Consider the following 26,346-nt stretch of genomic DNA (forward strand, 5'->3'; position numbering starts at 1 on the left):
GACCGGACCGAGAGGGAGTCGAACAGGTCGACGAGCCAGCCGCGGGTCTCCTCGGAGGTGCCGCTCGCGACGATTCCGGCGAGCACCGTCTCCCCGGCCTGGTAGGTGATGTGGCCTGGCAGGCCGAGCTGGCATCGCGCACGCCGATGCTTCGCCTCGGCGAGGCGGCCGAGGTGGCCGCCACCGTGGCCTTCCTGGCCGGCGATGACTCGTCGTACGTCACCGGAGCCTGCCTGCACGTGGATGGCGGGTACACCGCGCGATGAACGACCAGCGATCGATCGGACGTCGCATCGACGTCGCCCTCCGGCAATCGGACCTCGGCCCGGTGGGTCATGTGAGCAATGTGTCCGTGGTCCGGATCATCGACGAGGCGCGCCGGCCGTTCCTGGGGCGGCCGGTCATCCCGGGTGTCGAGAAGCCCGACGGGATCCTCGCGGGGGCGCCGGCCCATGTCGTGGCCTTCCTACGCCGGCAGGACGTCGAGTTCGCGGACGAGCTCTGGTACCGCCAGGAGCCGCTTGCCATCCGGCTGTGGATCTCGACGGTCGGCCGGACGTCGTTCACCCTCGCCCTCACCATCAGCCAGGAGGACGGCGCCGCGCCAGCGATCAGGGCAGAGGCGCGGATGGTGCTGGTGGACCAGCGGCACCGCGGCACCTGGGCCATCGACGACATCGTTGGCGCCGCCCTCGCTCGGCATCGCGGCCCGGCGCTGCTGACCCCGGTGCCCTCGCGGCAGGATCGACCAGGCGGCGTCGTGCCGCAACTCCCAGGGCTGCCGACCGGGCACGCCCGACCATGATAGAAGCATGACAGAAGAAGGAGACCAAAAGACCATGGGAACTCTCGACCACAAGGTCGCCGTCGTCTCGGGATCGGGCCGAGGCATCGGAGCCGAGATTGCGTTGAAGCTCGCCCGCGAGGGCGCTCGGGTCGTTGTCAACGACCTGGACCCCGAGCCGGCCGAGGAGATCGCCGCGCGGATCAGGGAGGCGGGCGGTGAGGCCGCGGTGTGCATGGGGTCGGTGACCGACGACGACTTCGCGCAGCGCTTCGTCGACACGGCGATCGAGAGCTTCGGCGGCTTGGACATCATCGTCAACAACGCGGGCTACACCTGGGACAGCGTGATCCAGAAGATGAGCGACGAGCAGTTCGACGCGATCGTCGACGTCCACCTCCGGGCGCCGTTCCGGATCCTGCGTGCCGCGCAGCCGTTCATCAAGGCCAACCCGACCGGCTACCACCGCAAGGTGGTCAACGTGTCGTCGGTCTCGGCCACCAACGGTGGCGCCGGGCAGGCGAACTACTCCTCGGCCAAGGCCGGCCTGATCGGCCTGACGAAGGCCCTCGCGAAGGAGTGGGGACGGTACAAGGTGAACGTCAACGCCGTCGCCTACGGCTGGATCCTCACCCGGATGACCGAGGCCACGCCCGCGGATGACTCCTATCTGGAGATCGCCGGACGCAACATCAAGGTCGGCATCAACGAGCAGATCGCGGCGAGTGCCGCGACGCGCATCCCGCTCGGTCGTCCGGGTACGCCCACCGAGGCGGCCGGCGCGGCGTACCTCTTCTGCACGCAGGACTCGAACTACGTCAGCGGGCAGGTGCTCAGGGTCAACGCGGGCGCCAACTGAGCCGCCAGCGCTTCCGGGGCGGGCGACGGGCCCGCTGGGGTCCGCTCGCGAGAGCAGTCCTGGTTGTACGCGGTCACCCGCTTGAATGGAGCTGGAACTCGCGGATGTCACACAGACGAGGAACTTTTTCGGGCGAAGCGAAATACGAAGGCCCGCTGTGATGTCTCATCAACGTTGCGGTGACTTGACCTGCGGTGCTGCAAGACTCGCATCCTCACCGAGCCATGACCTTCACGAAACTGCGGACAGAGCCGCTTTTTCAAGGAGCGTCATCATCGCACGCACCCGAGCCCGGCCCGGCGTCAAGGGGTGGAGCAGACCACGTAGGGGCGGAAGTTCGCCGACTGGCCGCCGATGTTGCGGTACGTCACGACCCACTCGTTGCCCCTCGGGAACGACTCCGTCATGACGAGGAAGTCATTGGGGGAGAAGCCGCCGCCGCCCGTGGGCACTGTCCCCGCGGGACACGGGACTCCCTGCCCGTGGATCGTGTTCGGCAGCACCGAGACCAGGCTGCCCTGCACCTGGTTGAAGGGGGCCCGCGCCCCCGTGCCGGAGCGTGCGGGGGATTGCGTGCCGTTGTCGCTCTGCGCGACCGCCACGGTCGTCATGCCGGCCGCGGCGAGCGCCAGAGCCACCAGCGCGAGGATCCGGAACCGTTTCATCGTTACCTCCAAGGACGGGCGGGAAAGCGGTACGACGACTTGGATGCCCTGTGTCACGCGCCGCCTGATCCCCTCCACACCCCATCGGAGCAAGCAGAAACGATTGCTCGACGCGCAGTGGAGTGGCCCGCCCCGTCTCTGCCCCGCCGCTCTGTCGGGAGCAGCCCCGGCACGGCGGGAGTGCCAGCCCACTCCGCCGATTCCGCGGGTTGCACCCGTGACCAACCCGCTCAGCGTGTGACAGCAACTTCGGTCTGGGCGAGTCAGTTGCGCTGCCTGCGGTGGAGGAGGAGAGCCGGTCCGGGTAGGAGCGGGATGCGTTCAACCACTGATTGATGAGGGCGGGTACGGCTGCGACCCGGCATACCGCACCGGCTGGTCAGGGGCCGGTGAGGATGTAGTGTCCGCCGATGCGGCGCCAGATGATGTGTTGCGCGCCGGGACGCCGTGCGGGCCCGTACTGCCAGGTGGCGCGTCCTGCGGGACCGGTGCCCATGGACCAGGTCAGTTCGTAGATGCCGGGGAACTCGCTGAGGTGCTTGACGCGGAGGCCGGCGCGGAAGCGTCCGTCGGCGCGCAGGTCGTGAACGAAGGCGGTGACGGCCCGGCGGAAGCGGCGGCGCTGTTCGGGGGTGAGGCGGTCCAGGTCGGCGGTGAAGCGCGGCAGGGTCTCGTACGTGGGCACGGCGAACTCCTCCGGGAAGCACGAAGCCCCCGGCGGGTGGCGAATTCCAGGGGTCGTTGCAACACAGAGGTCAACTGGCTGTCGCCAGGAGCTTAGCGAGACGCTGGGCTGGGGTTTCCCAGCCGAGCGTTTTGCGTGGCCGGCTGTTCAGCTCGGCGACGACGCCCGCCAGGTCCTCGGGGGTGTGAGCGGCCAGGTCGGTGCCCTTGGGAAAGTACTGCCGCAGCAGGCCGTTGGTGTTCTCGTTGGAGCCGCGTTGCCAGGGGCTGGCCGGGTCGCAGAAGTAGACCGGGATGTGACGAATCCGCTAAGGATCACTCCCTACGCAATGCGCTGAGCTGCTAATCCAGTGATCGTTTCAGGATTGTCAGTCGTTGTGGCGTATCTGGCTGACCTGGGGTTTCGTGGAGGCTCCGGGGCGGAGAGCGCTTCTGAAGTGCGAATTCAGTGATCATTTCGGAATGTAGTGATCTCCGTGGGATTTTCCATTGCCGGGTGGCTTGGTGGAGCGAGTTTGTGCTGGTCAGGGGTGGTCTGGAGGCTTGGGGGAGCGGAGTGGGTCAAAGAGCGTGGCTGCGGGCGTGGTCGGTGGTGACAAGCTGGTTGGTTGGCCGGCCTGGTGCAAGGAGGTTGATCTCTGCGTATCTACAGGCACGGGCATCCCGCGGTGCCGTACGACTTCGAGGACACTGATGACGGGTTACGAGGGGTGGAAGGACGAAGATGACGAGGAACGCAGTGCTCCGGCTGCGGGTACCGAGGTTGGGTCAGCGACCTCGGCGGATGCGCACACGTCGTTCAGGATCGGCTGACCACGAGATCATTCAAGGTGAGCTTGACGCGCCGCCGGTTGGCGTCGAAGCCGTACATGGCAGTGGGCCGGTTCAAGGGGTCGGATTTCGAGTAGTAGCGGAACTGCAGTACCTGGCCACACATCGGCCCCACGTCCGCCATCAGGCCGTCCTGGCAGGTGGCCAACACGGTGATGCCGTGTTCCAGCGCGGCGTCACGCAGTGCGGCGATCACTTCACGACGGTGCTCCGCGCCGAGTGAGTCACCGAGTTCGTCCAGGATGAGGACGCGGCCCCGCGCGTCGGGTGCGGCCAGCAAGGCGGCCAGGACGAGATGGATGGAGAACAGCTTCTCCTGGGCGGTGTTGGTGGGCGCATCGTAGGCCAGCAAGGAGCCGCCGGGGTTGCGTTGCCACCGGGGCACGACATGACAGATCCACTGGCCCTCGGCGCTCTCCGGCGCGCTTACGCTGTAGAGCAGGTCGGCTGCGTACCCCTCTTTTTTGTGCAGTAGGTTGAGCTGGTTGCTGATGCGGTGCAGCGCACTGTGCACGCGTTCCTTGATGGACTCCTGGGTTTCTTCGAGGGCCTGGCGTGACTCCTCGACGAGGTCGTGGAGGTAGCTCTGTTCGTCCTCCCGCTCCCGTCTTTTCACCTCCACCTGCTCCCGAGCTCCTGCGTCCCGCTCCTCGTACTCATCCAGCCACGTCTTCAGCGCGGTCAGCGAGCCGCGGAAGATGGTGTCGTGCGGATCGTGGGTGTGCGCCTCGTGATGGTGCAGGGCGTCGGCGATCTCCACGGTGGCCACACCGGTGGTTGCCGTGTCCGCGGCGAGCCTCGTCAGCGCCGCCGTCAGTCGGGACCGGCTCTCGCTGCGAAGGTCCGCACAGGTGCGGACCTCGGGCGGGCGCTCGGTGTCCCGCGGTACGACGGCGTAGGAGTTGATGCCGTCGGCCGACTCCGCGCCGGGCTCGTCCTCGGGCAGGCAACTCCAGTTGAGCTCCTCCAAAGCCTCCTCCTCAGAGCCCGTCCAGATCATCCGTGCCCGGTCGGTGCTTGACCCTCTGCGGAGCTCCTCCAGCTTCTCCTTCCTCCGCGTCGCCTGCGCCCTGTCGTCCTTCAGCTTCCGCAGTTCGCCCTTGAGCTTGTCTGCGCGCTCCTTCGCGGTGAGGAGCGCCGTCTGGGCCTCATGCGCTGTTTCGCTTGCCTCTTTGGCCAACGTACGCAGCCCGGGCAGCGCGGCAACGCACTGGGCGTGGGTGTCCTCGAGGTCGCGGATCTTGGGAACGAGCCGCTGTGCGAGCTCTTGGGCCTCGGCCCGTTTGATGTCCCGGCGCAGTTCGGCGATCCGGCGACGGTGCAGGTCGGCTGCGGTCTCCAGCGCAGTGCACCGGGCCCGGGCCTGGTCCCGCTGCCCTTCAAGGTGGGCGCAGATGTCTTCTTGGCCAGCGATCGGATTCTCGAAGCCTCCGATGACGCGGACCCCCAGCCCAGACAGCCAGGCATGCGGAGGAACCGTCACCTCCGTGGCATCGGCCAGGGCATGCAGGAACGGCACCGCCAGGGGATCGGCGTCCAGGATGCCCTCGGGCAAGCCATCCGGGGCGCCGGAACCTGTCGCTTCCGGTTCGCTCGACGGCCCGCAGATGAGGATGGTCCCGGGCAGAGTGCTCACCGCACGGCTGGCATCCTCCAGGGCATCGGACGCGACACACACCGCCTCCCTCCACGGCGCCAGGCGGGCCTCCCACTGGGACCGCGCCTCAGGACGGACGCGAGTGGTGGCCATCAGCCCTACCCTCCGGTGGGACGTTGCCCCCTCCAGGGCCCGCAACGCCGCCCCCGCCTGGCCGGTGCGCCCCTCCCGGGCCTCGGCGAGCTCTCCCTCCAGCGCCCTGACACGTTCCTCGGCCAGCAGGAGTTCCGCCTTTACCTCGAGCTGACGCGCCTCCTGGTCGCTGACGTGCTGGGCGAGCTCGGTGGGGGAGGGGCCGGCATAGTCCTCGGCCTGCTGCCGCGCCTGGCGGTGATCCTGCTGCGCCCGTTTCAAGTCGCCTCGAAGCAGTCCCACCTTCTCGTTGGCCTCCTCCACCTCCCGCTGATGCTCGTCGCTGCGCAACTGTGCGGAACGGGCCGATTGCCGGAGCTGGCCGATGTCGCGGGCTTTGGTGAGCTGGCCCTGCACTGCATCATGCCGCGCAGCCAGAGCTGCCAGATCATCCTCGACACGGGCGAGGCTGCTGCCGATCCGGCGCTCGTAGACGACGGCATCAAGGGCGGCGCGTGCCGATGCCAGTCGCCAGAAGAGATGAGCCCGGCCGGCCTCCACCCGGGCCCGCTGCCGGGTTTCGACAGAATGAAGGATGATTTCCTCTTCGTGCCAGGACTTCTCGGCATCGGCCATTTTGTCGGCCAGGTTCTTCTGCGTCCTAGCCAGATCCTTGCGGGCCTGTACGTCCGTGGCGAGCATGCCGGCCTTGCCGGTGAGATCGAGCAGCGCCTCCCCGATCTGCACGGGCGTGAAGGTGCCCGCATCCAGCTTCAGCAAAGAGGGCCGCGACCGCATGCCGCCGCGGCTGATGATGTAGGCCAGCAGACGCGGGGCGCGGCCGTAGAGGACCTCCGCGTAGTCCGTGGCCCCCAGGGGTTTACCACCGAGGGCGCGGAAGAACCCCGGAGCGAGCTCGTGCTGGGTGCGATCGTCTCCGCTGAGCAGAAGGTGCACCCCTTCCTTGTGCCGTACCTCGATGTGCGGTGACTTGGCCGATACCTGCAGCCACACGGTGTGTGCGCTGCCCAGCGGATCCTCGGGTTCGGCGAAGACGCCCACCACATAGCCGATCGAGGCGGCCTCGTTCACCTCTGGCGATGCGCCGGCGGTGACGGGCTCGAACAGCAGCTTGGGTGCGTGCACGGAGCCACCGCCCGTCATGCGCCATTCCGGGTCTCCCACCAAGAGGGCCAGGGCAGACAGGAAGCTGGTCTTTCCCGACTCATTGGAGTCCTTCGGCCCCCGCCCGGTCACCGCGACGAATGTGCCGGGGACGATCGCCACCGGGTGGGAGGTCAGACGGGCAATGGAGAACGTCTGGACAGCGACCAGCTGACGGGTACCGACCACTCCCCGCTTGCCACGTGCACTAGGGATCTGCTGACTCACATGCGGTCCGTCTCTGTCGGGATCTCAAATAACTCGCCCCGAGACGCGGGGACTTCGATGCCACGCCGCCGACGGATGGCGGCGGCCAGCTGCCCACCGGGCCGACCGACCAGGATCAGGTCCTCCCAGAGCAGGTTGCTGCGGGCCTCGCTCATGCGCTCCAGCGCGGGGCCGGGCAGGTAACGGCCCGTGGTGGTCTCCGCGACCATGCCCGCCGCCCGCAGCCTGCGCAGCGCCGTTCTCATCGCGGCCTTGGAGATCCGCCGGTTGGAGGCGAGCTCCGCCAGAGTGACGGTGTGGGCTTCCCCCGTCCAACGGTTGTGCCGGTGCCGCCCCCGAGCTCTCGGAATCGCCACCGTGTGCAACAGGACCAGGGCCAGCACGGCCCGGTCCACCGCGGCGAGGGTCCCGACCTCCTCGGCCACCAGGGCATCGGCGAGCGGGTCACAAAACCCGGTGACCCAGTTGCCCTCCGCTGTTTGCAGCAGTTGCCGCCCGCACGGCAGCAATGCCTGCTCCACCGCGGCTCGCATCGCAGGATCAGCCAGCATCGGCAGCTCACCCCGGGGCACCGGCCGACGAGCCGTCTCCAGTATGGCGACCACTGACCGCACCACATATCCATCGGACATCTCAAGCGCCGTTTCGGCATCGGTCCGGACCTCATGCGGCGGCACCGCCGAATCCGGCTCCCCGCTCGCCTGCTCATCCGCCCCGGGAGCCGGCAGCAGATGGTGCCCGCGACGCAGGCCCTCCACCACCACAGCAGGAAACGCCGCAACGGCTGCCCCCAGCCGCAGTTCGTCCCCGTCCACGGAGATCAGGCCGGCTTCCGGCAAGGTCCGCTCGAGTGCCCGCTCCACCGCTTCGCGGTCCGCGCCCAGTTGAGAACACAACGCCACAATGGCGGCACGCCTAAACGGCCCGCCAGGAAACGGCGCGCGCTCAGGCCGCGGCCACGCCGCGCGCAGGCACGCCGCCCACACCAGGGTCGGCACCGGCGACAAACCAATCCGGAACGCCGGCGACAGGTCGGCAACCGGTGCCGTCTCACCGTCCCAACCCAAGACCAGCACATCGGCCAACCGGCCCACCCCGTGCACGCGGATCACCCGGCGTCCGATCCGGGCGGCCGCGGCCGCAGCGGCAAACGCCACGGGACCGGTCGTCTCGGCCGACGTCACTCCAGCGGCCCGCAACCGCCCCAGAAGCAACGCTGCTTGAAACGCTCTGTCCTCATCCGCCTCACGGATGGCGTCCTGTTCAGAAGCCATCCGAACCCCCATCGGACCTCTGAGCCACATTCTGACGCCGAAGACGCAGGGGATGCAGATAGGTGACGGATGCCTCCGGATCGGCTAGCAAACCGTCCTCCACCACGACCGTATAGGGCTCGTCAGGATCGGCACTCAGCGCCAGCACATCGGTGATGATCGAAGCAGCCGCAGGCCATCCCGCTTCGTACAGCGCCTGAGTGAGATCGACTTCCTCGTCTGCCGCCAACAACGCATCGGCCCGCAGCCGACGCCGCTCCCGTAGATGCGCGTGTGCATCCTCGGCCCACTGCAAGGGATCGTCCTCATCCTCGTCGTCGCCCTCGACCACGAGAGGCCGCACGCGTGCCCGCGCGCGCGGGGCGAACCCCTCCACTGTCTCCAGAAGCTGAGCCGGCTCGATCCACACTGCCGGCACGTCGGCGACCAGTGCCGTACCCACCTGCGACAGCAGCTCGACGTCACCCTGGACCGCGGCGTGGTCGTACTCCTTCACGGTCAGCACGTCAAAGTTCAGACTGCCGCCGCCCTGCTCAAGCACTTTGTCCGCGGCGGCCATGACCTGCAGACGGTAGAACTGCTCCGCCTCGATCAGAGCCGAACCAGCTTCCTCCAGCGCCCAGTCACCACTGAACCGGTCTGTGACCAGCTTGTTCAGTTCCTTCACCTGGCGCGTGAACCCCCGATGATCATGCTGTCGATGGGACTCCATCAACTCGGCCGTTGTGCCGGTAGCGATCTGCCGCTGCAAATCCAGAGCGAAAACCCGCAGCGCGTTCCGGCACGACACCAGATAGCCCAGAGCCGCCTCGGGGTCGGGATTGCTGCGATCGAACACCTCCCTCGCCCGATCCAACAGCAAGATCAACTCATCAACACCCCCGTGCTCCGCCAGCCGTTCAGCCGCCAAAGCACCCGCCAGCCCTGCAGGCCGCACGACATACCGGTCCTGATGGGACTTCAGAAGATAGGGCTCAAGGAACCCCAGCCGGATCAGGACAGCCAAACGGCGATCGATCAGCTCCTCCGGCCACCCCGAAGGATTGCCCTTCAATGCCTGCACGACCTCAGCCTTCGACAGCCCGTGCGCCCCGGCATGCTCGGCAAACACTTTCAGGATCGCAAGCGCCACCCGCGCCACCTCCGGGTGCTGCGCCACAGCTCCAGCATCCTCAGCAACGGGAGCCATGAACGCCCGCCAGTTGGCCAACTGAACAGCCGCCGCCAGATCCTCCCGATCGCCGTCCCCGAATGCGAGCTGTTCACCCACCGGCCGGCACCGCCTCCAACAGCCCAACCAAGCGAGGCAGCACCTTCCGGTGCAACGGCTCCTGCTCACACGATTCGCCCGAGACCGCGATCTCCGCCGCCAGGGCCCGCAGTTCCACCGGCCCCTCCGCCGCCATCCTCTCCGCCAGCGCGCGCGCTTTCGGATACTGCTCCGGCTCCTGATCCCGGTAGGGGCCGGCACGCCACATCTCCACTTCCATCCCCACCGGATGCACCTTGCGGTCCAAGCGCCGGGACAGATCATCGATGATGGCAATCCCATCGGCATCCAGGTCTCCCCAGATGGCCATCCGCTCCGGACGCATCCACTCCAGCAGGGCAACCAGCTTGTTGGTGACGTACCCCTTGCCCCAGATGCACAGCCACTGCGACGTGACCTCCGGGATTGCGCACACGCGTTCGAACGTATCGGAGTTCTCAACCAAGAAGACGCCCCGCCCGCCGTGCTCGACTTCCCCCACCAGCCGCAGAGCGCCAGCAGGCAGAGCGATCCAAGGCTTGGCCACCGCAGCGTCGGCAGCCACCGACCCCACCCGCCACCGCAAAGGCCCCCGCACCCGAATATCGACATCAGCCTCATCGAGCGCCAGGTCAAAGCTCATCCCGACCAGGTTCTCGAAAGCCACCTGCCGTGGAGGGGTCCACTTCTTCGACCCGCTCAACGCAAGGCCAGCCAACTCCTTGGCGGACAACCGCTCCCCGTCCCGGTACGCCAGCCACCACACAGACGCCGCGCGCACCGCCGCCTCATAGGCAGTCCACGCCTCGGTCGCGACCGCACTGTCCTGCGGCACCCTCAGCGGCGAACCCGCCGGACAGGCATCCAGCAGCACCTGCTCCCGCTCCAACTCCGGTACCGGCGCCATCAACGCAAGCAGTTCCTTGCGTACCTCATCCGGATCCCGCCATCCGCGCAGCTCCTGCAACAACTCATCCGCCTGCAATGCCCACGAATGAGACAGACGCCATGCCAACGGACCGGCGAGCTCGAGATCGTCATCAACCGCGCAACGCAGGACCACACCTCCGCACCGCACCAGCGCCAGAGCTACATCCCACGCCCTGTCTCCGAAACGGGACTCCACCGTGGCCCAAGAGCGCCGCTGCGCCGAGAGCGCCCACACCAGATGCCGGCTATCCAAAGTCTCCGGAGGTTCATAGGCCGGCTGCTCCCGCGCAGTCACCAGGTCGACTTCCCGAATGCGCAGCAAGCCCCGGCGATTACGCGGTGCGCGGTTCATCCCCTCACGACGTACCGGCACGGACAGAGCATGTGTGCCCTCCGGCACTTCAGCCAGCGATACCCGGATGCGGCCTTCCGCTTCACTGAACAACAGGGCCATAGCGCCCGCCCCGGCACTCACATGTCCTCCCCAGAGACACATTGGATCTTGGACCCAGGCAGATCCACCCTGTCAGGAAGGCATACACAAGGCCTCTTGCGCCCCACAAGTAGACAAAGTGTGTTCAATCCAACACTTCCCCAAAGTAGGCGCAGTGACGTACCGTCACCTGCTATTGGCTCTGGGCCCCAGACGGCCCGCGAGGAGAATCAACGCTGTACCTGTCACGGGCCAGGCACCGTCCGCATGCCGTCCCTCTGATTCCGGCCCTGGGCAGATTTGTATCTGGGAGGGGTCAGAGCCAGGTCCGGCTAGCTGGCAGCACCGCGCTGATGTTCGACTGGTCCGACGACGAGGCAGTCCGGAGCACCCCTCTCTCGGCTCTTCGCGCACATCCGGCAGAACTTCCTCCTCGAACAGACCCCTCCTCCGCCTGGTTCGTCATCACTCGCCCAGAGAGGCCGCTGCCCCGCACCGCGCCACCCCTCACGCGGGAGTAGGCCCCCAACATCTGCGCGATTCCTACCTCACTGCGTGCCGGGAGCCTGGGCCGGACTGGTCACAGCGTCGAGGTCGGGATCCTGCTGGGGGAGGAGTCTCCCTCCCTACTCCGCGAAGCTGCCAGGGCCCGTTTCGCGTCTACAGGAGTCATGCGCGCCGACGCCGCCAGCGTCCGAACCACCCCGTCGTGGGTGGCGCGGCCGAGGTCACCCCCGCCGCCGGAGGCTGTAGCCCGGTCTCCACGTACAAGGGGGTCGCGACGATCAGCCGGTGCCGCAGGCGCTCCGGCGGGAAGTTGCACAGTACCCGTGCGTGCCCGCTCAGATAGCCGGCGGTCCGGTGGCCGGAGAGCATGGCGAACGCGGAACGAGCCGCGAACTCCTGGTCATTGATCCCGGTGGAGTCCAGCAGGCTCGGCAGCGACGTATCGTCCCGGGCCTCACGGGCGACCAGATCCGCTGCCAGGTCGTGCAGCCAGTCCGAGCCGGACCCCATCCTGCTGGGCGGATGGTCACGGTGGTCCCGCACGTGCTGGATCGAACCGCAGAGGAACAGCTGGATACTGCTGCAGAATTCGTCGTCACGGTGCTGGCAGTGGCCTTCTTCCAGCGACCTCCAGGTGAAAACGCCGTGGTCGCGGAGCCCGAGATCTCTTGCCGCCGCGCCGTAGAGGAAGCGCCCGCAGAACTCCAGCCAGGCGCCCGCGCCCAGCTCCTGGCACGTTGCTGGCTCATGAGTGTGAGCCGTGCTCTTCTCCCGAAGATGCCTCAGGACCTTCTCCAGCCGCTCGGCATCTCTCTCGGTGACCGTGGGCTCCACAGCGTTCCCCGGGCCGAGCGCGAGGCGGGCACTGATACCAAGTGCGCCGGCTTCCGCTTCCATGGACCGGCCGACCAGCCCCCTGCGAGGCGGCTCGTAGAAGTCGTCCAGCTTGGCCGTGGACAGATATTGTAGTTCCCGCACGGGCGCCCCACTCTCATGCCATCCCATCGCTGTGATGCTGGGTCCTTGTACCGGTGAACCGGGGCCAACCCCGGCATCATGCACGCCAAGTTCGAGATCGGCATGGAACTGGGAAGAATCCAGGCAACCTCACTGGTAGACCTATGCACCCGGCTGGGCCAGGAAGCCTTTTTCGCCCAGGTCACCGAGGGACCGGGACGCGCACCGGACCCGCCCGTGTTCGTAGAGACCGCCGACGGGAAACGCCGCTTCGGCCAGTTCCGATTCTGGCACACCACCGGGGACGGCCGCCGTGAAGCGGACGTGCTGTGCCGCCTCTCGGCCGACCTCTGCGGCCAGCCAGCATCCGCGTCGATGACAGTCGCGTCCGGCTCTTTCCCGGCGTCGATTACACCAAAGTGCCGGCAAAGAGCACCTGTGCGGGGCGACAGCGAAACCGGATCCACCGGGTAGTTCCCGGCACAAGGTGAACGGCCCGCTGTCCGCTCTGGCTCTTTTCAGTAGCGGATCTGGGCTGTCGCGGCGTCGATCTCTGTCATGGTGATGTTCTCGCTGCCGCTGCGGATCGCGATGACGGCGGCGGTGGAGATGACGTGGGCGAGGGCTTTGAAGTAGCCGCCGGTGCGTTGGTGCAGTGTGGCGGCGTGTTTGCTCAGGGCGTTCTCCTCAAGCCGGTACAGGCTCAGGTCGGCCTCGAAGCTCGCCAGGACGCGCCGGAACATCTCCTGTTCCTCTCTCTTGGTGCCCAGAGGCAGAGGGTGCAGCCAGGTCACCGGCAGCAGCGCGGTGGGTGAGGGGGAGACGGGTTGGGCCGGCTGTCCCGCCTGTTCGAGCCGTACCCGGTTCTCCTCGCTGACCCGGGTCAGCTCTCCGGCCAGGATGCGGGCCTGGTGCAGGCGGTGGCTGGCGCCGGTGCCGCAGAAGACGATGGAGATGCCCAGCTTGTCGCGCAGGTAGTCGAAGTAGGGCAGCACGTTCGCCAGGTGCTGCGGCGAGGCGCGGTTGATGTCGTCGATGAGCAGCAGACGGGTCTGCGCCGTCTCCAGGACGTAGTTGACCGACAGGGTCACGTCCTGGTGCTTGCGCATCTCCAGGACTTCCACGAGGTTCTTCGGTTCAGGGTTGAGACCCAGGTAGGATCCGATCTCCCAGAGCCAGTTCACCCTCGGCTCCGGGTCTGCGGGGGTGGTGATGTGCACCACCGGAATCGTGTTCTGGCGCCTGCCGCCCATGGCGGCTTCGATCTCTTGCTGGGCGGTGCGCCCGATTGCCCGCAGCAGGCAGGTCTTGCCGGTGCCCGCGGGCCCGTCGATGACATGGTCCATCAGGCCCTCACGGCTCCCGCTGTTGCGGTGGACTGCCTCGACGACCATCTCCTGCATGTGGGTCATCGCGTCGGTGGGCACCATCCGCAGATGCCGGTGGTAGGCGATGGCTTGTTCGTCGGTCTTCCTATCCTCAGTGGGACTGCTGCTAGCTGCCAGGACGGGCGGCTCCACCTCCTCGTCGACGAAGTGGGTCCAGCCGGTGAGCTGGAACAGCGGCAGAGGCCGCATCGGGGTGTCCTTCAGCTGCTGACGCAGACGGGCTTCACGTTTGTCACGCAGTTCGACGGATGCCTTCATTACGCTTCTCTCTCATCGCGGTTCCTGCCTCGACACCGGCAGGCCGACTTTGGACCGGAGAACGCGTCCGCTCCCGAGGCCGGCCTGCGGCTGCGGTGTTAACGGCCCCTGCCCCAGGTCATCTACATCTCCCATACGTCGTCCTCGGCCTCGTCGTCACTGTCCGGATCGAGGTCATCGAGGAGCTCCGCTTCGACGACCTCGTAGGCAGCTGCCGGTACTTCGGCCGTGGGGGCCTGCGGCCTGCTGCTGTCGCCGTCGTCGGGGAAGAGCCCTGCCAGCGGATGCGGAGTTTGCCCGCTGTCCGGCGGCCGGTCTGCGTCGCCGGTGCCTGCGGGCAGCGCCGGCGGGGCGGATGCGGGCGGGGGTGCCATGGGGGAGATGGGCAGCGTCGGGTAGGGCCGCAGGGTCGACAGGTCGAACTCCTCCAGATCCGCGTATGGGTCCTGGGACGGTTGTTCGGTCTCTAACTCAAGCCCCTGGAAGGGTGGTTCGACCCCGGTGCGCTTGGGTGGCGGTCTGCGACTGCGCCGTCGCCGGTCGCGCTGCGCCAGGGACAGGGCGATCGCCTCCTCGTCTTTCTCGCTTCCGCCTGCCGCACGGTGCTGCTCGACGTGTTCCTGCCACATGTCCGCGGTCCACGGATCGTGCAGCAGGTACCGCAGCCGGAAGTCGCAGGTCACCCAGGTGTCGGCCGTGTGGTCGTACAGCCACACCCGCTCGGGGCGGTAGGGGTTGAAGCGGCATTCCCACTGCTTCTCCCGGCCGGGCAGTTTCGAGCCGCCGCGCAGGAGGATCTCGCGGTAGTGGGCGGCGTCCTGCGCGATGGGCTGATAGGTCCGATAGTTGATCATGAAGCCGCCCTTGCCAGGGGTGACCCAGCGCGACAGCAGGAAGAAGCGGTTCTGGGCGGGGGAGAGCGGCACGGCCCGGTAGCCGCTGCGGGCCACCTGGACGGCGTACATGTCGTTGGGGGACAGCACGATGCCGGGCCGGAACGGATCGCGCAGTCCCGCGTCGGGGGTCTGCTGGTACTCCAGAGCCACCCATTCCTGGGCCATCTGCTGGAGTTCGGCGATCGTGTACAGCGGCATCTGCTCGATGCCGCGGCCGCGCTTCTTGTGGCTGCGGCCCTGCCAGCCGTGCCGCACGTACTGGCTGAAGCGGTGCGCGAGGGTGGTGAAGGAGTGCTCGACGAGCGACTTGTCGGGCGCGGTCCTCTTGCGCGCCGGGCGGCGGGCGATGCGCAGCCGGTCGCAGACCTCGGTGAAGTGCTCGCTGACGTAGGGGCTGCCCTGGTCGTAGATGATCAGTTCGGGGCGGATGACCGGGCGGGCGGCGGTGGCCTCGGTGAACCGCTCGTCTGCCGCGCGGAGCGCCCCGAACGGCAGGCTGGAGGCGGCGGCCGCGCTCAGCGGGTCCCAGCCTGGCATCACCGGCCAGGGCGCGAGAGCCTGGGCCAGCATCAGGGTCAGGTCGATCGCCCGGGTCGCTTGGCCTGCCTGTCCGCTCTCGGCGTCCCGGGGACGGCTTGGCGTGATCATCAGCGCGCACATGCTGTGACTGGCCACGTCGATCAGCGAGGTCATCTCCGTGGAGGTAGGCCGGCCGTCGTCGCCGCGGGCCAGGATCCGCAGCGGCGTTGTGTCGACCTGGGTCACCTGTCCCGGCCGCAGGACGGCCTCGCGCCCGCCGTGGGGCAGAGGCGGGGTGGAGGCCAGGGCGGCCCGGGCCCGCGTCGGCTGGCCCAGCACATCGGCCAGGCCGGACTCCTTCATCCGCAGATAGAAGGTGGAACGCGACGGCAGCAGGACCGCCACGGCAGCCGGATCGCCGAGCTCCTCGCCGTAGCGCGCGTGCAGGAGATCCTCGACCTCCTCGCGGATCAGGTCGATGGTCACGTCCGACTCGTGTGCGCGCCGGGCCACCACCTCCTGCATGGCGGTCAGACACCGCGGATCGGTGAAGCCCCCCGGCCGCCCCTCCCGCGGCCGCGGCAGCAGGACGACCGGGTTCTCCCCGGCCGCTTTCCACTTGCGCCGCTTGTCCGCGAGGGTGTGGGCGGAGCAGCGGACGCCGTCGGCGGCCAGCCGCGCCGACATCGCGGCGCACCGCTGGGCCAGCGTCGTCCCCGGCCCGAATCCCCGCGCATGCTCACTTCTGTCCGGTGCCAGACCGGTGTCGATCTCCACCATGCGCGCCTGCCACAGCGCAGCCTCCTCCCGGTCCTGCTGCCGCCCCAACCCGCCCAAGACCGCGCCGTTCACGGCCGATGCCGTACCGCCACTGAGGACAGCGAAGTCCTCCGCACCCACCAGCCACCGGTACGACACCGCTCGGGGCGCCTCCCCATCGTCCTGCGGCACCAGCGTGACCTGCGTCCCCTGCCACTCCACCACCTCCCACTCGCGCTCCTGCCAGCGCACCCGTGCCCCGATGGACAGTGATCCCGCGCGCTGATCCTCACCTGTTCCCGCCATGCCCCATCCGATCCTCAGGCTGTCCAGACCACGGCATCGGGCAGCAGCGGCTGCGCAATGTCGAACAGCAGCTGCCGTTGCCAGAGCATCCGGTAAGCGAGGTCCAGACCGGTCAGCTCGTCCAGCCCGCTCGCCGCCACCCCCGCCCGCAGACCTGCCGGTGCCCTGAACGCCTCCAGCAGCGCCTGCCCCTGGCCCTCCTCGTCGCCCGCGGGGAACCGGTAGCCGGCCAGCCATTCCAGATTCCGCCCGCGCACACCCGACAGCTCACGCACCTGCCGGACCCGCCACCCGGCCGCCCGCGCCACCGCCTCAAGCACCTGAAACCTCGACGCGGGCAGGCTCTCCTGACCAGGAGGCTTCAGCACCAGCACCAGCACCTCGCGCACGCCATCGGCCGTGCGCGCCAGGAAATCGGGGCGCCAGCGGCGCTTGCGGCCTCCCGCCCGCCACCGCAGTTCCACCGGGGCGGCACTGAATGCCGCCCAGCCCGGCTGGAAGTCCAGCTCCACCGCCAGCCGCCACTGCCGCAGGCTGCCGCACACCACGGTCTGCTCCCGGGTGGCCACCGGCCAGTAGGTGATGATGCCCTTGCGGCCCCGATAGGGCACCGGCTCGCTCACCGGCCCGAACTCCTCCAGCACCACCCCCCGAAGCTCCGCCGCGCTGCACGAGCGCTCCGGCCCGTACGGCTCGCGGTACACGGCCACGACACCCTGTCCCGCGCCCGGCACCGACCCGCCTTCCAGTAGGTCGCCGGGGGACTCCACCGTGCTCACGCCGCTCACCCCAGGCCGAGCCGTCGTACGGCCCCGCACACCTGTCCGGCCGCCAGCTTCTCGAGCTCCAGTCCCCGACCGTGCGCCAACAGGCCGACGGAACCGCCCTCCGTCAACTCCTGCTGTACCGGCAGCGGCTGACGGGGACCGGACAGCCAAGCTCCCGCCATCTGTTCACCCATCCCCTACCTCTTCCGGCGATGACCGCTGCCGCAACAGCCCGGCACCCCCATGCTGCTCCGTGCCGTGCCACGAGAACTTCCCCGCCCGCCGGATACGCCTGAAAGGGTGAACAGATCTGCGATTAAGGGAAACCGGCCACCCCCTTCCCGTACAGAGCATGAGGCTCCAGGCCGGCAAAGGGCCCGCGGCGAGCACGAGCGCGTCGGTCGCGCCGTCTCCGCAGCGCGGTGCGAGCGGCGTCGGCCTCCCGGGTCGACCGGCGGATCGTCCAAGCGTGCGGGATGCCAGCAGGGCCGAGTTGATGACCCGTGACGTGGGACTGACCGCACAAGCGCGATGCAGGAACTCGGTCTCGGCGCCTGCCTTGCGGTTCGTGCCTGTCTACCATGCGTCCGACGTGCTCGAGGACTTCGAGGCGGCGATCACGAAGCCCAGGGAGCAGACGAGGCGCCCTGCCGCGGACGACGACCGTGACGACGCTGAAGGCGCGCCACCGGAAATGGGAGGACGGCGGCGGGAGCCGCGAGAGCGCATACGTCCCGGGCCCGCCCACCGCCGCCGACCGACCGGCAGGTCGGAGCGGACTCCAGGCCCCGGGCGAACTCGCTGTGAGCCAGGTCTGAACGCTTCGCTGCCTGATCACGGCGGCGTTGTCAGTGGCACGTGGTACATCTGGCTGGAAGTGAATTTGTCTGCTTTTACCGCTAGTTGATCAACATCGAGTGAAGAGGTACGACATGGTGGAGACGGAACTTCCCGGACAGGGGGTGGTGTTCTGGCCGGTGGGCACGAGGGACTCCACCACGATCGTGGTCGGCGACAACCTGGTCATGCAGGTGGACCTGCGGGACATGAAGGCCGCCGACGAGGACGACGCGGTGGTCGCCGCCGTCATTGACCGCCTGGAGGAGACCCTCCCGCGACCCGACGGCACGACGCCCTACCTGGCGGTCTTCGCCCTGACCCACGCCGACTCGGACCACTGCTGCGGCTTCGGCGACCTTCTGGAGAGCCCCATCCTGATCGGGGAGATCTGGGCGACGCCCCGGCTGTGGCGCGAACTGTCCGAGGACAAGCCGATGTGCGAGGACGCACAGCGCTTCCAGGACGAGGTCGAGCGACGCGTGGACGCCACCCTCAAGGCCGTCAAGGACGGCAAGGAGCCGGCCAGCGGAGACCGGGTGCGCATCATCGGCTACGACGAGGACCGCGAACTGCACTCCTACGCCGAACTGCCCGACGAGTACTTCACCTTCCCCGGCGACGTGATCACCAAGATCGACGGCCAGGACGTCGAGGACCGGTTCGAGGCGTTCGTCCACGCACCGTTCAAGGACCACTGCGCCGGCGACCGCAACGACACGTCCTTGGCCCTGCAGGTACAGCTGAAGGTCAGTGACGGCACAGTCGGCCGACTGCTGTTCCTGGGCGACCTCGCCTACCCCATCATCAAGATGATCTTCGAGAACAGTGAAGCCGCAGGCAACTCGGACCGGGTGGAATGGGACGTGCTGCTCTCTCCGCACCACTGCTCGAAGAAGGCCATGTACGCCGAGAGCGAGGACGGCGAGGAGGAGCTCAAGCAGGACCTTCTCGACCTGCTCCAGGCGCATGCCAGTCCGGACGCCCGGGTGATCGCCAGCTCGTTGCCCTTCCGCGAGAAGGACGAGAAGGGCAACAACCCGCCGCACCTGCTGGCTCGGGACGCCTACGCGTCGATCACCGACTACGAGGTGCTGTGCACGGGGGAGTACCCCTCCAAGGAGGAACCCCGTCCGGTGGTCTTCGCCCTGGAGCCAGGCCTGGGCCTCGAACTGGTGGACGTCGCCGACCTGGAGAACAAGGCCCGGATGCTGAAGGCCGCGGGCGGGGGACGCCGGCTGCTGGCCGCACTGGGTGCCTCCCGCTACCCGGCCGCGGCCTTCGCTGCCGGTGCCGGCCTGCCGCACCCGCGGGGTACGGACGCCGCGCGCGCCGGTGTGCAGCAGGCCAGGGGCGACAAGGCCGAGCCCGCGGTACAGATCGGATTCGGTGCCGCGTGAAGGACAGCACCACCCTGGAACTCACCGAGGGCCAGCAGCTCGCCCTCGACCAACTGCACCGGATCGTCCAGGCATCTCGAGGATCGGTGGCGGCCACCCACGTGGCCGCCACAGCCGACGGGTACGTCGAGGCCCGCGTCAGCGTCGGCTGCGCCAACCTGCCGCCCACCCAGGACGGCCTGCGGCTGCGCAGCGTCGAGGCGGTCACCCTGCGAATCCCTCCGAACTTCCCCTTCACCGCCCCCAGCGTGCAAACCCGGCACACCCGCTTCGCCGGCGCCCCGCACGTCAACTGGGGCCGCCACCTGTGCCTGTACCGCTCGACGGCGACCGAGTGGGATCCGGCCGACGGCATGTACGGATTCATCACCCGCCTCCTGGACTGGTTCGAGGCGGCCGCCGCGGGACAACTGGACCAGCCCGGCGAACCCCTGCACCCCCCGAACGCCCTGACCGACCACACCGCGGGACTCCTCGTGATCCGCCACGACGCGCCCGTCGCACGACCGGACGGGCCGTGGCTGGGCGCCGCCGTGCTGCACCAGGTCAACGACATCAGATGCGACGTCGTGGGCTGGCTCGCCGTCGAGGACCCCTGGCCCGACAGCCTGGAACAGTTGCGGGAGAGCGCCGCGCTGCCGGCCGGCGCCCGCGCCTTCCTCGCCCCCGTCGTCGTCACCACGAAGCACCTGACGTTCGAATACCCGCTCACCGCGCGCGAGCTGGTGGAGTCCCTGGCCCGCGACCACATCACGCCGCGCCTGCTGCTGGGGCTGACGGGATTCGTCGCAGGCCACAACCGCACCCTGCTGTGCCCCGACGCCGACGCCGACGCCGACGCCACCGCGTCGACCGGGGACGACGAGGACACCCCAGCCGCGCCGGTGCACCTGCTGCTGGGCACCCCCTCGCGGGGTATCGCCGGCGACGGGCCGCGCCGGACGCACCTGGTGGCCTGGCACCTGCCCGACTTCGCCGATCAGGTCGGGCGCCTGGCCGCCGACACTGCCTTCAGCGGGCATGCGTACCTGGCCGAACTCGGCGACGAGGTCGTCCGGTTCGGCACCGACTGGCTCGACCGCCAGAGCACCCGGTGGATGCGCGTCTACGAAGCCCGGCCCGAGGTCACGGTCCGACGCGACCACGCCAGCCCCGCGGCCTGGCTGCGCGGCAAACGCATCCTCGTCCTGGGCGCGGGCGCCCTGGGCGCACCCGTCGCCGACATGTGCGCCCGCGCCGGAGCCGCGCACCTCACCGTCGCCGACCACGGACTCGTCCACCCCGGAATCCTGGCCCGCCAGCCTATACGGACGCCGACATCGGCTTTTCCAAGGCGAGGGTCCTGGCCGACCGCCTCAACCGGATCGACCCCCACGCCACCCGTGTCGAAGCTCTCGTCGGCAACGTCACCACCCGGCTGTCCGCCCTCGACCTGCACACCTTCGACCTGATCTGGGACTGCACCGCCAACCGCATCGTCCGCGCCCACCTCGAACGCGCCCGCCGCACCGACACCGCCCCCTGGCCCCACCTGGCCACACTGATGATCGGCCACCACGCCACCCGCGGCATCGCCGCCATCTCACCCCGCGGTGCCACCGGCGGTGGCACGGACGTCCTGCGGCGCACCGCGCTGGCCGCGCACGCCGATGCTACGCGCGCCTTCGACGACCTGATCGACGACTTCTTCCCCACCACACCCCCGACCGAGCTCTTCCAGCCCGAACCCGGCTGCTCGGACGCCACCTTCACCGGATCGGCCGCCGACGTCACCGCACTGGCCGGACAACTGGCGACCGGCGTCCTCCACGCCCTGGCCGAACCCGCCGACCGGCACACCATGGCCGTCCTCATCGTCCGCATGCCCACCGGCCCCACCAGCACCCAGCCGTCCGGGCCGCGCTGGCTGACCTGGCCCAACGACACCCTCGCCACGGACGAGGCCACCGGTTACGACGTGCGCATCACCCCCGCCGCACTGGCCGAGATGCGCGCGGAAGCCCGCCGCGGCGCCCGAGTGCGGGGCCCGCGCGTGGAATCCGGCGGCACCCTGCTCGGCGCCGTCGACGACGCCACCGGTGTGATCTTCATCGACGAGGCCACCGGCCCGCCCCCCGACTCCCTGCTGACCGAGGCCTACTTCCAGCACGGCCTGGACGGCGTCAGCGGCCACCTCACCGCCCGCCGGAAGGCTACCGGCAACATCAGTCGCTTCCTGGGCATGTGGCACACCCACCCGCACACCGCTGCCCAGCCCAGCGCCACCGACCGCGCCGCCATGACCAGCCTCACCCTCCCGCTGGACGACGCTCCCGCCCGCGCCCTCGTCCTCATCGCCGGAGGACCACCCCCCGTCTGGCACCAGTGGCTCGCCACCGGGGACAGCCCCGACCTCTACGCCCACCTAGCCGCCCGCACCGCCTCGGTCGCGGCCGAGCCGCCCCCGCCGCAACCACCCGCTCACCTCGGCCCCGTGCAGTGGTGGCCCGGCGGCTACTCCACCCGCCCCCACAGTCCCGTCCCCGTCCCACGCAAGGGCTCCCGCTCATGACCCGCACCATCGGCCTCGCCCTGTCCGGCGGCGGCTCCCGCGCCGCCGCTTTCCACCTCGGCTGCCTGCGCGCCCTGCGCGACCGCGATCTCCTCGACTACATCCGCGTCGTCTCCGGCATCTCCGGCGGCTCCCTCCTCGCCGCCCTGTGGGCCTACGGCCCGAAAGCGTTCACTGACTTCGACGCCCGCACCACCGACCTGCTGCGCTCCGGCCTGCAACTGGACATCGCACGCCAGGCATTCAAGCCCTCCGCGGCCGTCTGCAACCTCACCGCGGCTGCCCGCGCAGGCACCCGCCAGCTGTTCACCCGCACCCCCCAGGTCACCGTCGCCCGCCCCGCCAACCGCACCGACGCCCTGGCCGCCGTCCTCGCCCACAAGGCGTTCGGCACCACCACCCTGGCCGACGTCACCCACCCCGGTCTCGACGTCGTTCTGACCGCCACCGACCTGGCCACCACCAACGCGGTTCGCTTCGGCAGCACCCGCAGCGGCTGCTCCCGCTACGGCACCATCACCGAGCCCGTCCACGTCGCCACCGCCGTGGCCGCCTCCGCCGCCTACCCCGCGCTCCTGCCAGCCCTGGAACGCACCTTCACCTTCCAGCACCGCGACGGACACCACCAGCAGCACGCCGTGCTGCTCACCGACGGCGGCGTCTACGACAACCTCGGCCTGTCCGTCCTCGAACCGGGACGCTCACCGCACCACACCCAGCACGTCTACGACGTGCCCTTCATCATCTCCTGCGACGCCGGCCTGGGGGAACTCGCACTGAAGACACCGCGCTTCATGCTCGGGCGCCTCAGCCGCTCCTTCGCCACCGTCCACCGCAAGGCCCAGGACTCCGCCCGCGCCCGCCTGCACGAGTGGGCCGCGAGCGGACGCATCGACGGTTTCGCCCTTGCCTATCTCGGAATGAAGGACAACCGCCTGCCCGCGCCGCCAGCCGACCTCGTTCCGCGCAGCGCGGTCGCCTCCTACCCGACCAACTTCGCCGCCATGGCCCGCAGCGACTTCGAGGCCATCACCACCCGCGGCGAACAGCTCATGCGCACCGTCCTGCCGATGCACCTGCGGTCCGCGCACCGCTGAGACGGCGAAGGAAGCAGGGTGTAGCTCTCTTTAAAGGGACGAGCTGATCTGGGAGAACGCCGTTCTGGGGGATGGTGACGTGGTCAGGTTCCCACCGTGTGGGTGGAGGAGGCGACGCAGATGGGGTCGTTGATCGAGGAGTTGGAAACGCGTGAGTCCGTGGCCCGGAGCTGGCCGGAACAGCAGGAAGGCGCCGCGCTGCGAGCGTCACGATGTCTTCCTCCACCCGGAAGAGCAGACCGAGTCCGTCGCACGGTTTCCGGTCGGCCACAAGGCGCAGATGGCGTTCCTCCTGGCCGCCTACGACGGCAACGCCTCTGTGGTCGCCGCGTTCCTGGGCACCCGCGCGCGTACGGTGCGCCGTCACTGCTGTGGGTGGCCGCCACCGCCAGGGCCTCGCCTGCGCCGGGCCTTGCGCCGCCGTGTCCTGGACCTCGTGTGCCCGCGGTGCCTGTCCGATCGGACGGCTGAAGAGGCACGCCAGGCGAAGCGGGACGCCAGGCGTACGGCCCGCCGGATTCCGCGTGAGTCAGGCGGGCCCAGCCGTTGACCTGCCGGCCTGACGAAAGGCCGCCATGGCGGGAGCTCTCAGCTCACCCATGAGCGGGAGCAAAGCTTTTATGCATTGCCAATAGTAGTTGACTGGATTCAATGCGAAAATTGCATAACTTCCGGTAGGGTGGGGGTATGGGATTGGCGTTGGAGGAGTCGTTGCGGCTGACGGTGGCCGCGTTGATGCAGGTGACGGGTGACTCGCAGCGGTCGGTTGCGGGGGTGCTGGGACTGACGCAGACACAGGTGTCGCGCCGGCAGTCGGGTGCCGTTTCGTGGAGCCTGCGCGACGTCGATGTCCTGGCCGAGCACTACGGCATTGGCGCGCTGGACCTGCTGGCGGGTCCGACCAGAGCGTGCGAGGTGCTGCCCGCCGACCGGCGCCGTTCCGTCCAGGCCGAGACGAAGGGGAGGGGTCGGTGAGCGACTTCGACGCGATCGACTCGCTGCTCGACGCCGTCGGCCCGCAGGCTGAACTCCCGCCCTGCCAGGTGCGCCGCGAGCTGCGGGAACGGGCCCGGCTGTCCAAGGCGCAGGTGGCACGCGCGCTCGGCGTGAGCCCCTCCACCCTCAGTGGATGGGAGAGCGGCCGGGTCCCGGCCGGCGAGGCCCGCACCAAGTACGCATATCTGCTGGACGGACTGAACGCCAAGCTCGCCCCCGAGACCACGGCGGAGCTGGCTGGGGAGCAGCCCGTGGCGGCAGGCGCTGCGGCGGCGGCTGTCACCTCTACGTCCTCGCCGGAACTCGGCCAGGACGAGGACGACGTAGAACTGCTCGCCGTGCCCGAGCCGTGTGTGTTGTGCGGCCGTCCCGCCGAACAACGCGTGGCGGGATTCGCTCAGCATCTGGACCCCTCCGACTGCCAGGCAACCCCCGCCGAAACCCCGAAGCCCCCACCCACCGCGCCATCTGCCCAGGCCCAAGAGCCGCGTACAGCACGCTCGCCCCGTCCTGCCGGCCGGAAAGACGCAGCCCCGCGCGGGCGGGCGTTCCAGGAACCGTCCGGACCCGCCGACTTGATCCACGAAGCGGTGCACGCCGCACTCGCCGAGCACCACGGCGATGTCGAAGCCGCGAGCGCCGCCTTGCTGAAGCGGGCCATCCCGGACGCGATGCGCCTGCTGGACGAAACCCGCAAGGGCGCCCGCTACGACGTGATCGCCCATCCCTGGATCCCCGACATCCTCAAGAAGCAGACTTCCAGGGGCGCCGATCAGATCTGGGAGGCCCGTCCCAAATGGACCCGCGCGGCGCTCCCGTCCGGCCAGCACGAGGTGACCGCACTCGACATCAACGGTGCCTACCTCTCGGCGCTCAAGACCCACCTCCCGCTCGGCCAGCTGGAGCACTCCACCGGCTTCGGCCACGACCGGCGCCGCGCCGGCGTCCACCTGATCACCCCGCCCGTCTGGGACCACGACGCGGTGCTGCCCAACCCGGTCGGCCAGCGCGACGAACCAGGCCCTCTGTGGGTCACCGAACCGACGCTCCGCCTGCTGCTGCGCCTGTCCGGACCGAAGCACCGTCTGTGCGAGCCGCCCGAGATCCACGAGTCGTACACCTCCGGCACCACCGAGAACCTCCTGGAGAAGTTCCGGATCGCACTCAAGGACGCCCGCGACACCGCGCTCGCATACGGCGACGAGCTGACGCTGGAGTACGTGAAGGCGATGTACTCCAAGTTCGTGTCCACGATGGGGGAGTCGAACTACAACCGGGAGCTCTACCGCCCGGACTGGATGCACATTATCCGCTCCCAGGCCTTCGCCAACCTCTGGATGAAGGCACTCAAGGCCCACGATGGGGGACTGCCCGTCGTGCGGGCGATGGGAACCGACGAGCTCCACGTCATCGGTGACTGGCGCCGTGTCTTCCCCGAAGGCCGCGGTGTTACCGAGGTCAAGGTGAAGGACACCTACACCGCCGGAACCGGCGCCGAAGCCAGCACGGGGGAGGAGCAGTAGATGCCGGAGAAGAACATCGACTTCGGGAAGTTCGGTGCGAGAGGGATCAAGGGCAGCGACGCCGTCGCCCGCCAGCTCGACCAGCTAGCCAGCCACATCGCCACCCCGGTGACCGCCAAGCGGGGCCTGATGGCGCGCCTGCACTACCTGACGACGTCGGACAGGGCCTGGCAGGCCGCCAAGGATGCTGGCCTTACAGTGAGCGACCGGACGCTGAAGGCATGGCTGGAGGACAAACGCCGTCCGTCGAAGGCCAACCTGGAACGCATCGACTCCGCATACAGGGCGGTGCGACGCCGCAACGTCGCCCGCCACCTCACCGCCCGCCTCAACCGCGCAGGCCGCGGCACCCGTGTGGAGATCCACCCCCTCGACCAGTCCGGCGTGGCACGCCCGCTGCAGCGGGTGGTGGAACACCGGTCGATGAACGTGCGCCGCTGGGACAAGATCGTCCGGTCCTGGGCGGCCGGTGACCACCAGGGCCTGGACGACGCCTGGACCGCCGATGTCCTGCCCGACCTCGGCTCCCAGTGGGGCCAGTACGAGTACGTCAAAAACATCGGCTTCGCCGCGTAGCAGCCGACGCCCGGCAGACCATGGTCTCCCAGCGCCTGCCGCCATGACGTACGGTGGTGTTCGCCAACGCGGGGTGGAGCAGCTCGGTAGCTCGCTGGGCTCATAACCCAGAGGTCGCAGGTTCAAATCCTGTCCCCGCTACTGCGAGCTGGCGGGCCCGGAACCGTACGGTTCCGGGC

General features: G+C 68.9%; 21 protein-coding genes, 1 tRNA gene and 1 pseudogene. 12 read left to right on the top strand and 11 right to left on the bottom strand.

Going from position 1 to position 26,346, the window contains the following annotated elements:
- Nucleotides 1–146 precede the first annotated feature (146 nt).
- Genes ACWF94_RS06385 through ACWF94_RS06395 form a run of 3 tightly spaced genes read left to right on the top strand, consistent with a single transcriptional unit; the run spans nt 147 to nt 1,643 of the window.
- Nucleotides 147–266: an SDR family oxidoreductase gene (locus tag ACWF94_RS06385; protein WP_453485281.1), complete on the top strand. Its 120-nt coding sequence runs from the start codon at nt 147–149 to the stop codon at nt 264–266.
- Nucleotides 263–805, top strand: coding sequence for an acyl-CoA thioesterase (locus ACWF94_RS06390; RefSeq protein WP_453485244.1), 543 nt, complete (start codon nt 263–265; stop codon nt 803–805). Before ACWF94_RS06385 ends, ACWF94_RS06390 begins: the two co-directional genes overlap by 4 nt.
- A 34-nt stretch (nt 806–839) precedes the next feature.
- Nucleotides 840–1,643: an SDR family NAD(P)-dependent oxidoreductase gene (locus ACWF94_RS06395; RefSeq protein WP_453485246.1), complete on the top strand. Its 804-nt coding sequence runs from the start codon at nt 840–842 to the stop codon at nt 1,641–1,643.
- 302 nt (nt 1,644–1,945) lie between these two features.
- Here the strand turns inward: ACWF94_RS06395 and ACWF94_RS06400 are convergent, their stop codons facing one another.
- The 8 genes and pseudogenes from ACWF94_RS06400 to ACWF94_RS06435 all read right to left on the bottom strand — a co-directional run bounded on the left by ACWF94_RS06400 (nt 1,946) and on the right by ACWF94_RS06435 (nt 12,342).
- Nucleotides 1,946–2,308: a hypothetical protein gene (locus ACWF94_RS06400; RefSeq protein WP_453485248.1), complete on the bottom strand. Its 363-nt coding sequence runs from the start codon at nt 2,306–2,308 to the stop codon at nt 1,946–1,948.
- A gap of 379 nt (nt 2,309–2,687) precedes the next feature.
- Nucleotides 2,688–2,993, bottom strand: coding sequence for a hypothetical protein (locus ACWF94_RS06405; RefSeq protein ID WP_453485249.1), 306 nt, complete (start codon nt 2,991–2,993; stop codon nt 2,688–2,690).
- Nucleotides 2,994–3,063: 70 nt separating this feature from the next.
- Nucleotides 3,064–3,288 (bottom strand): annotated as a pseudogene (locus ACWF94_RS06410) (IS30 family transposase); the annotation flags it as partial.
- A 503-nt stretch (nt 3,289–3,791) separates the two neighbouring features.
- On the bottom strand, nt 3,792–6,944 hold the full coding sequence (locus ACWF94_RS06415; RefSeq protein WP_453485251.1) for a hypothetical protein: 3,153 nt from the start codon (nt 6,942–6,944) through the stop codon (nt 3,792–3,794).
- Entirely contained in the window at nt 6,941–8,218 is a 1,278-nt protein-coding gene (locus ACWF94_RS06420) for a hypothetical protein (protein WP_453485253.1), read from the bottom strand. The genes ACWF94_RS06415 and ACWF94_RS06420 overlap by 4 nt, the downstream gene beginning before the upstream one ends.
- Nucleotides 8,208–9,488, bottom strand: coding sequence for a hypothetical protein (locus ACWF94_RS06425; protein ID WP_453485254.1), 1,281 nt, complete (start codon nt 9,486–9,488; stop codon nt 8,208–8,210). Before ACWF94_RS06425 ends, ACWF94_RS06420 begins: the two co-directional genes overlap by 11 nt.
- Nucleotides 9,481–10,851, bottom strand: a complete 1,371-nt coding sequence (locus ACWF94_RS06430) for a Wadjet anti-phage system protein JetD domain-containing protein (protein ID WP_453485256.1) — start codon at nt 10,849–10,851, stop codon at nt 9,481–9,483. The genes ACWF94_RS06425 and ACWF94_RS06430 overlap by 8 nt, the downstream gene beginning before the upstream one ends.
- Nucleotides 10,852–11,499: 648 nt before the next feature.
- Nucleotides 11,500–12,342: an SAVMC3_10250 family protein gene (locus ACWF94_RS06435; protein ID WP_453485258.1), complete on the bottom strand. Its 843-nt coding sequence runs from the start codon at nt 12,340–12,342 to the stop codon at nt 11,500–11,502.
- Nucleotides 12,343–12,393: 51 nt separating this feature from the next.
- On the opposite strand from ACWF94_RS06435, the gene ACWF94_RS06440 reads away from it, so the two are divergent.
- Nucleotides 12,394–12,768: a hypothetical protein gene (locus ACWF94_RS06440; RefSeq protein WP_453485260.1), complete on the top strand. Its 375-nt coding sequence runs from the start codon at nt 12,394–12,396 to the stop codon at nt 12,766–12,768.
- 44 nt (nt 12,769–12,812) lie between these two features.
- Here ACWF94_RS06440 and ACWF94_RS06445 read toward each other — a convergent pair whose 3' ends face one another.
- The 3 genes from ACWF94_RS06445 to ACWF94_RS06455 all read right to left on the bottom strand — a co-directional run bounded on the left by ACWF94_RS06445 (nt 12,813) and on the right by ACWF94_RS06455 (nt 17,199).
- Complete coding sequence (locus ACWF94_RS06445; RefSeq protein ID WP_453485262.1) at nt 12,813–13,940, bottom strand: AAA family ATPase; 1,128 nt, start codon at nt 13,938–13,940, stop codon at nt 12,813–12,815.
- A gap of 122 nt (nt 13,941–14,062) precedes the next feature.
- Nucleotides 14,063–16,420 carry a transposase gene (locus ACWF94_RS06450; protein WP_453485263.1) on the bottom strand — a complete coding sequence of 786 codons (2,358 nt, stop codon included), beginning with the start codon at nt 16,418–16,420 and terminating at the stop codon, nt 14,063–14,065.
- Nucleotides 16,421–16,434: 14 nt separating this feature from the next.
- A complete protein-coding gene (locus ACWF94_RS06455) occupies nt 16,435–17,199 on the bottom strand; it encodes a TnsA-like heteromeric transposase endonuclease subunit (protein WP_453485265.1) in 765 nt (254 codons plus the stop codon).
- A gap of 905 nt (nt 17,200–18,104) precedes the next feature.
- Here ACWF94_RS06455 and ACWF94_RS06460 point away from each other — a divergent pair.
- From ACWF94_RS06460 to ACWF94_RS06495, 8 genes are all read left to right on the top strand, one after another.
- On the top strand, nt 18,105–19,424 hold the full coding sequence (locus ACWF94_RS06460; protein ID WP_453485267.1) for a hypothetical protein: 1,320 nt from the start codon (nt 18,105–18,107) through the stop codon (nt 19,422–19,424).
- On the top strand, nt 19,421–20,875 hold the full coding sequence (locus ACWF94_RS06465) for a ThiF family adenylyltransferase (RefSeq protein WP_453485269.1): 1,455 nt from the start codon (nt 19,421–19,423) through the stop codon (nt 20,873–20,875). Before ACWF94_RS06460 ends, ACWF94_RS06465 begins: the two co-directional genes overlap by 4 nt.
- A 92-nt stretch (nt 20,876–20,967) precedes the next feature.
- Nucleotides 20,968–21,975 carry a Mov34/MPN/PAD-1 family protein gene (locus ACWF94_RS06470; protein WP_453485271.1) on the top strand — a complete coding sequence of 336 codons (1,008 nt, stop codon included), beginning with the start codon at nt 20,968–20,970 and terminating at the stop codon, nt 21,973–21,975.
- Complete coding sequence (locus tag ACWF94_RS06475; protein WP_453485273.1) at nt 21,972–23,072, top strand: patatin-like phospholipase family protein; 1,101 nt, start codon at nt 21,972–21,974, stop codon at nt 23,070–23,072. Before ACWF94_RS06470 ends, ACWF94_RS06475 begins: the two co-directional genes overlap by 4 nt.
- Before the next feature lie 687 nt (nt 23,073–23,759).
- The gene (locus ACWF94_RS06480; protein WP_453485275.1) at nt 23,760–24,047 is read left to right on the top strand and encodes a helix-turn-helix domain-containing protein; all 288 of its coding nucleotides are present in this window, start codon (nt 23,760–23,762) and stop codon (nt 24,045–24,047) included.
- Nucleotides 24,044–25,591: a helix-turn-helix domain-containing protein gene (locus ACWF94_RS06485; protein WP_453485277.1), complete on the top strand. Its 1,548-nt coding sequence runs from the start codon at nt 24,044–24,046 to the stop codon at nt 25,589–25,591. The genes ACWF94_RS06480 and ACWF94_RS06485 overlap by 4 nt, the downstream gene beginning before the upstream one ends.
- Complete coding sequence (locus ACWF94_RS06490; protein WP_453485279.1) at nt 25,592–26,167, top strand: transcriptional regulator; 576 nt, start codon at nt 25,592–25,594, stop codon at nt 26,165–26,167. It begins immediately after the preceding gene.
- Between the two features lie 67 nt (nt 26,168–26,234).
- Nucleotides 26,235–26,308 (top strand) — tRNA-Met (locus ACWF94_RS06495).
- Nucleotides 26,309–26,346 lie beyond the last annotated feature (38 nt).

The sequence above is a fragment of the Streptomyces sp. NPDC055078 genome (assembly GCF_053607985.1).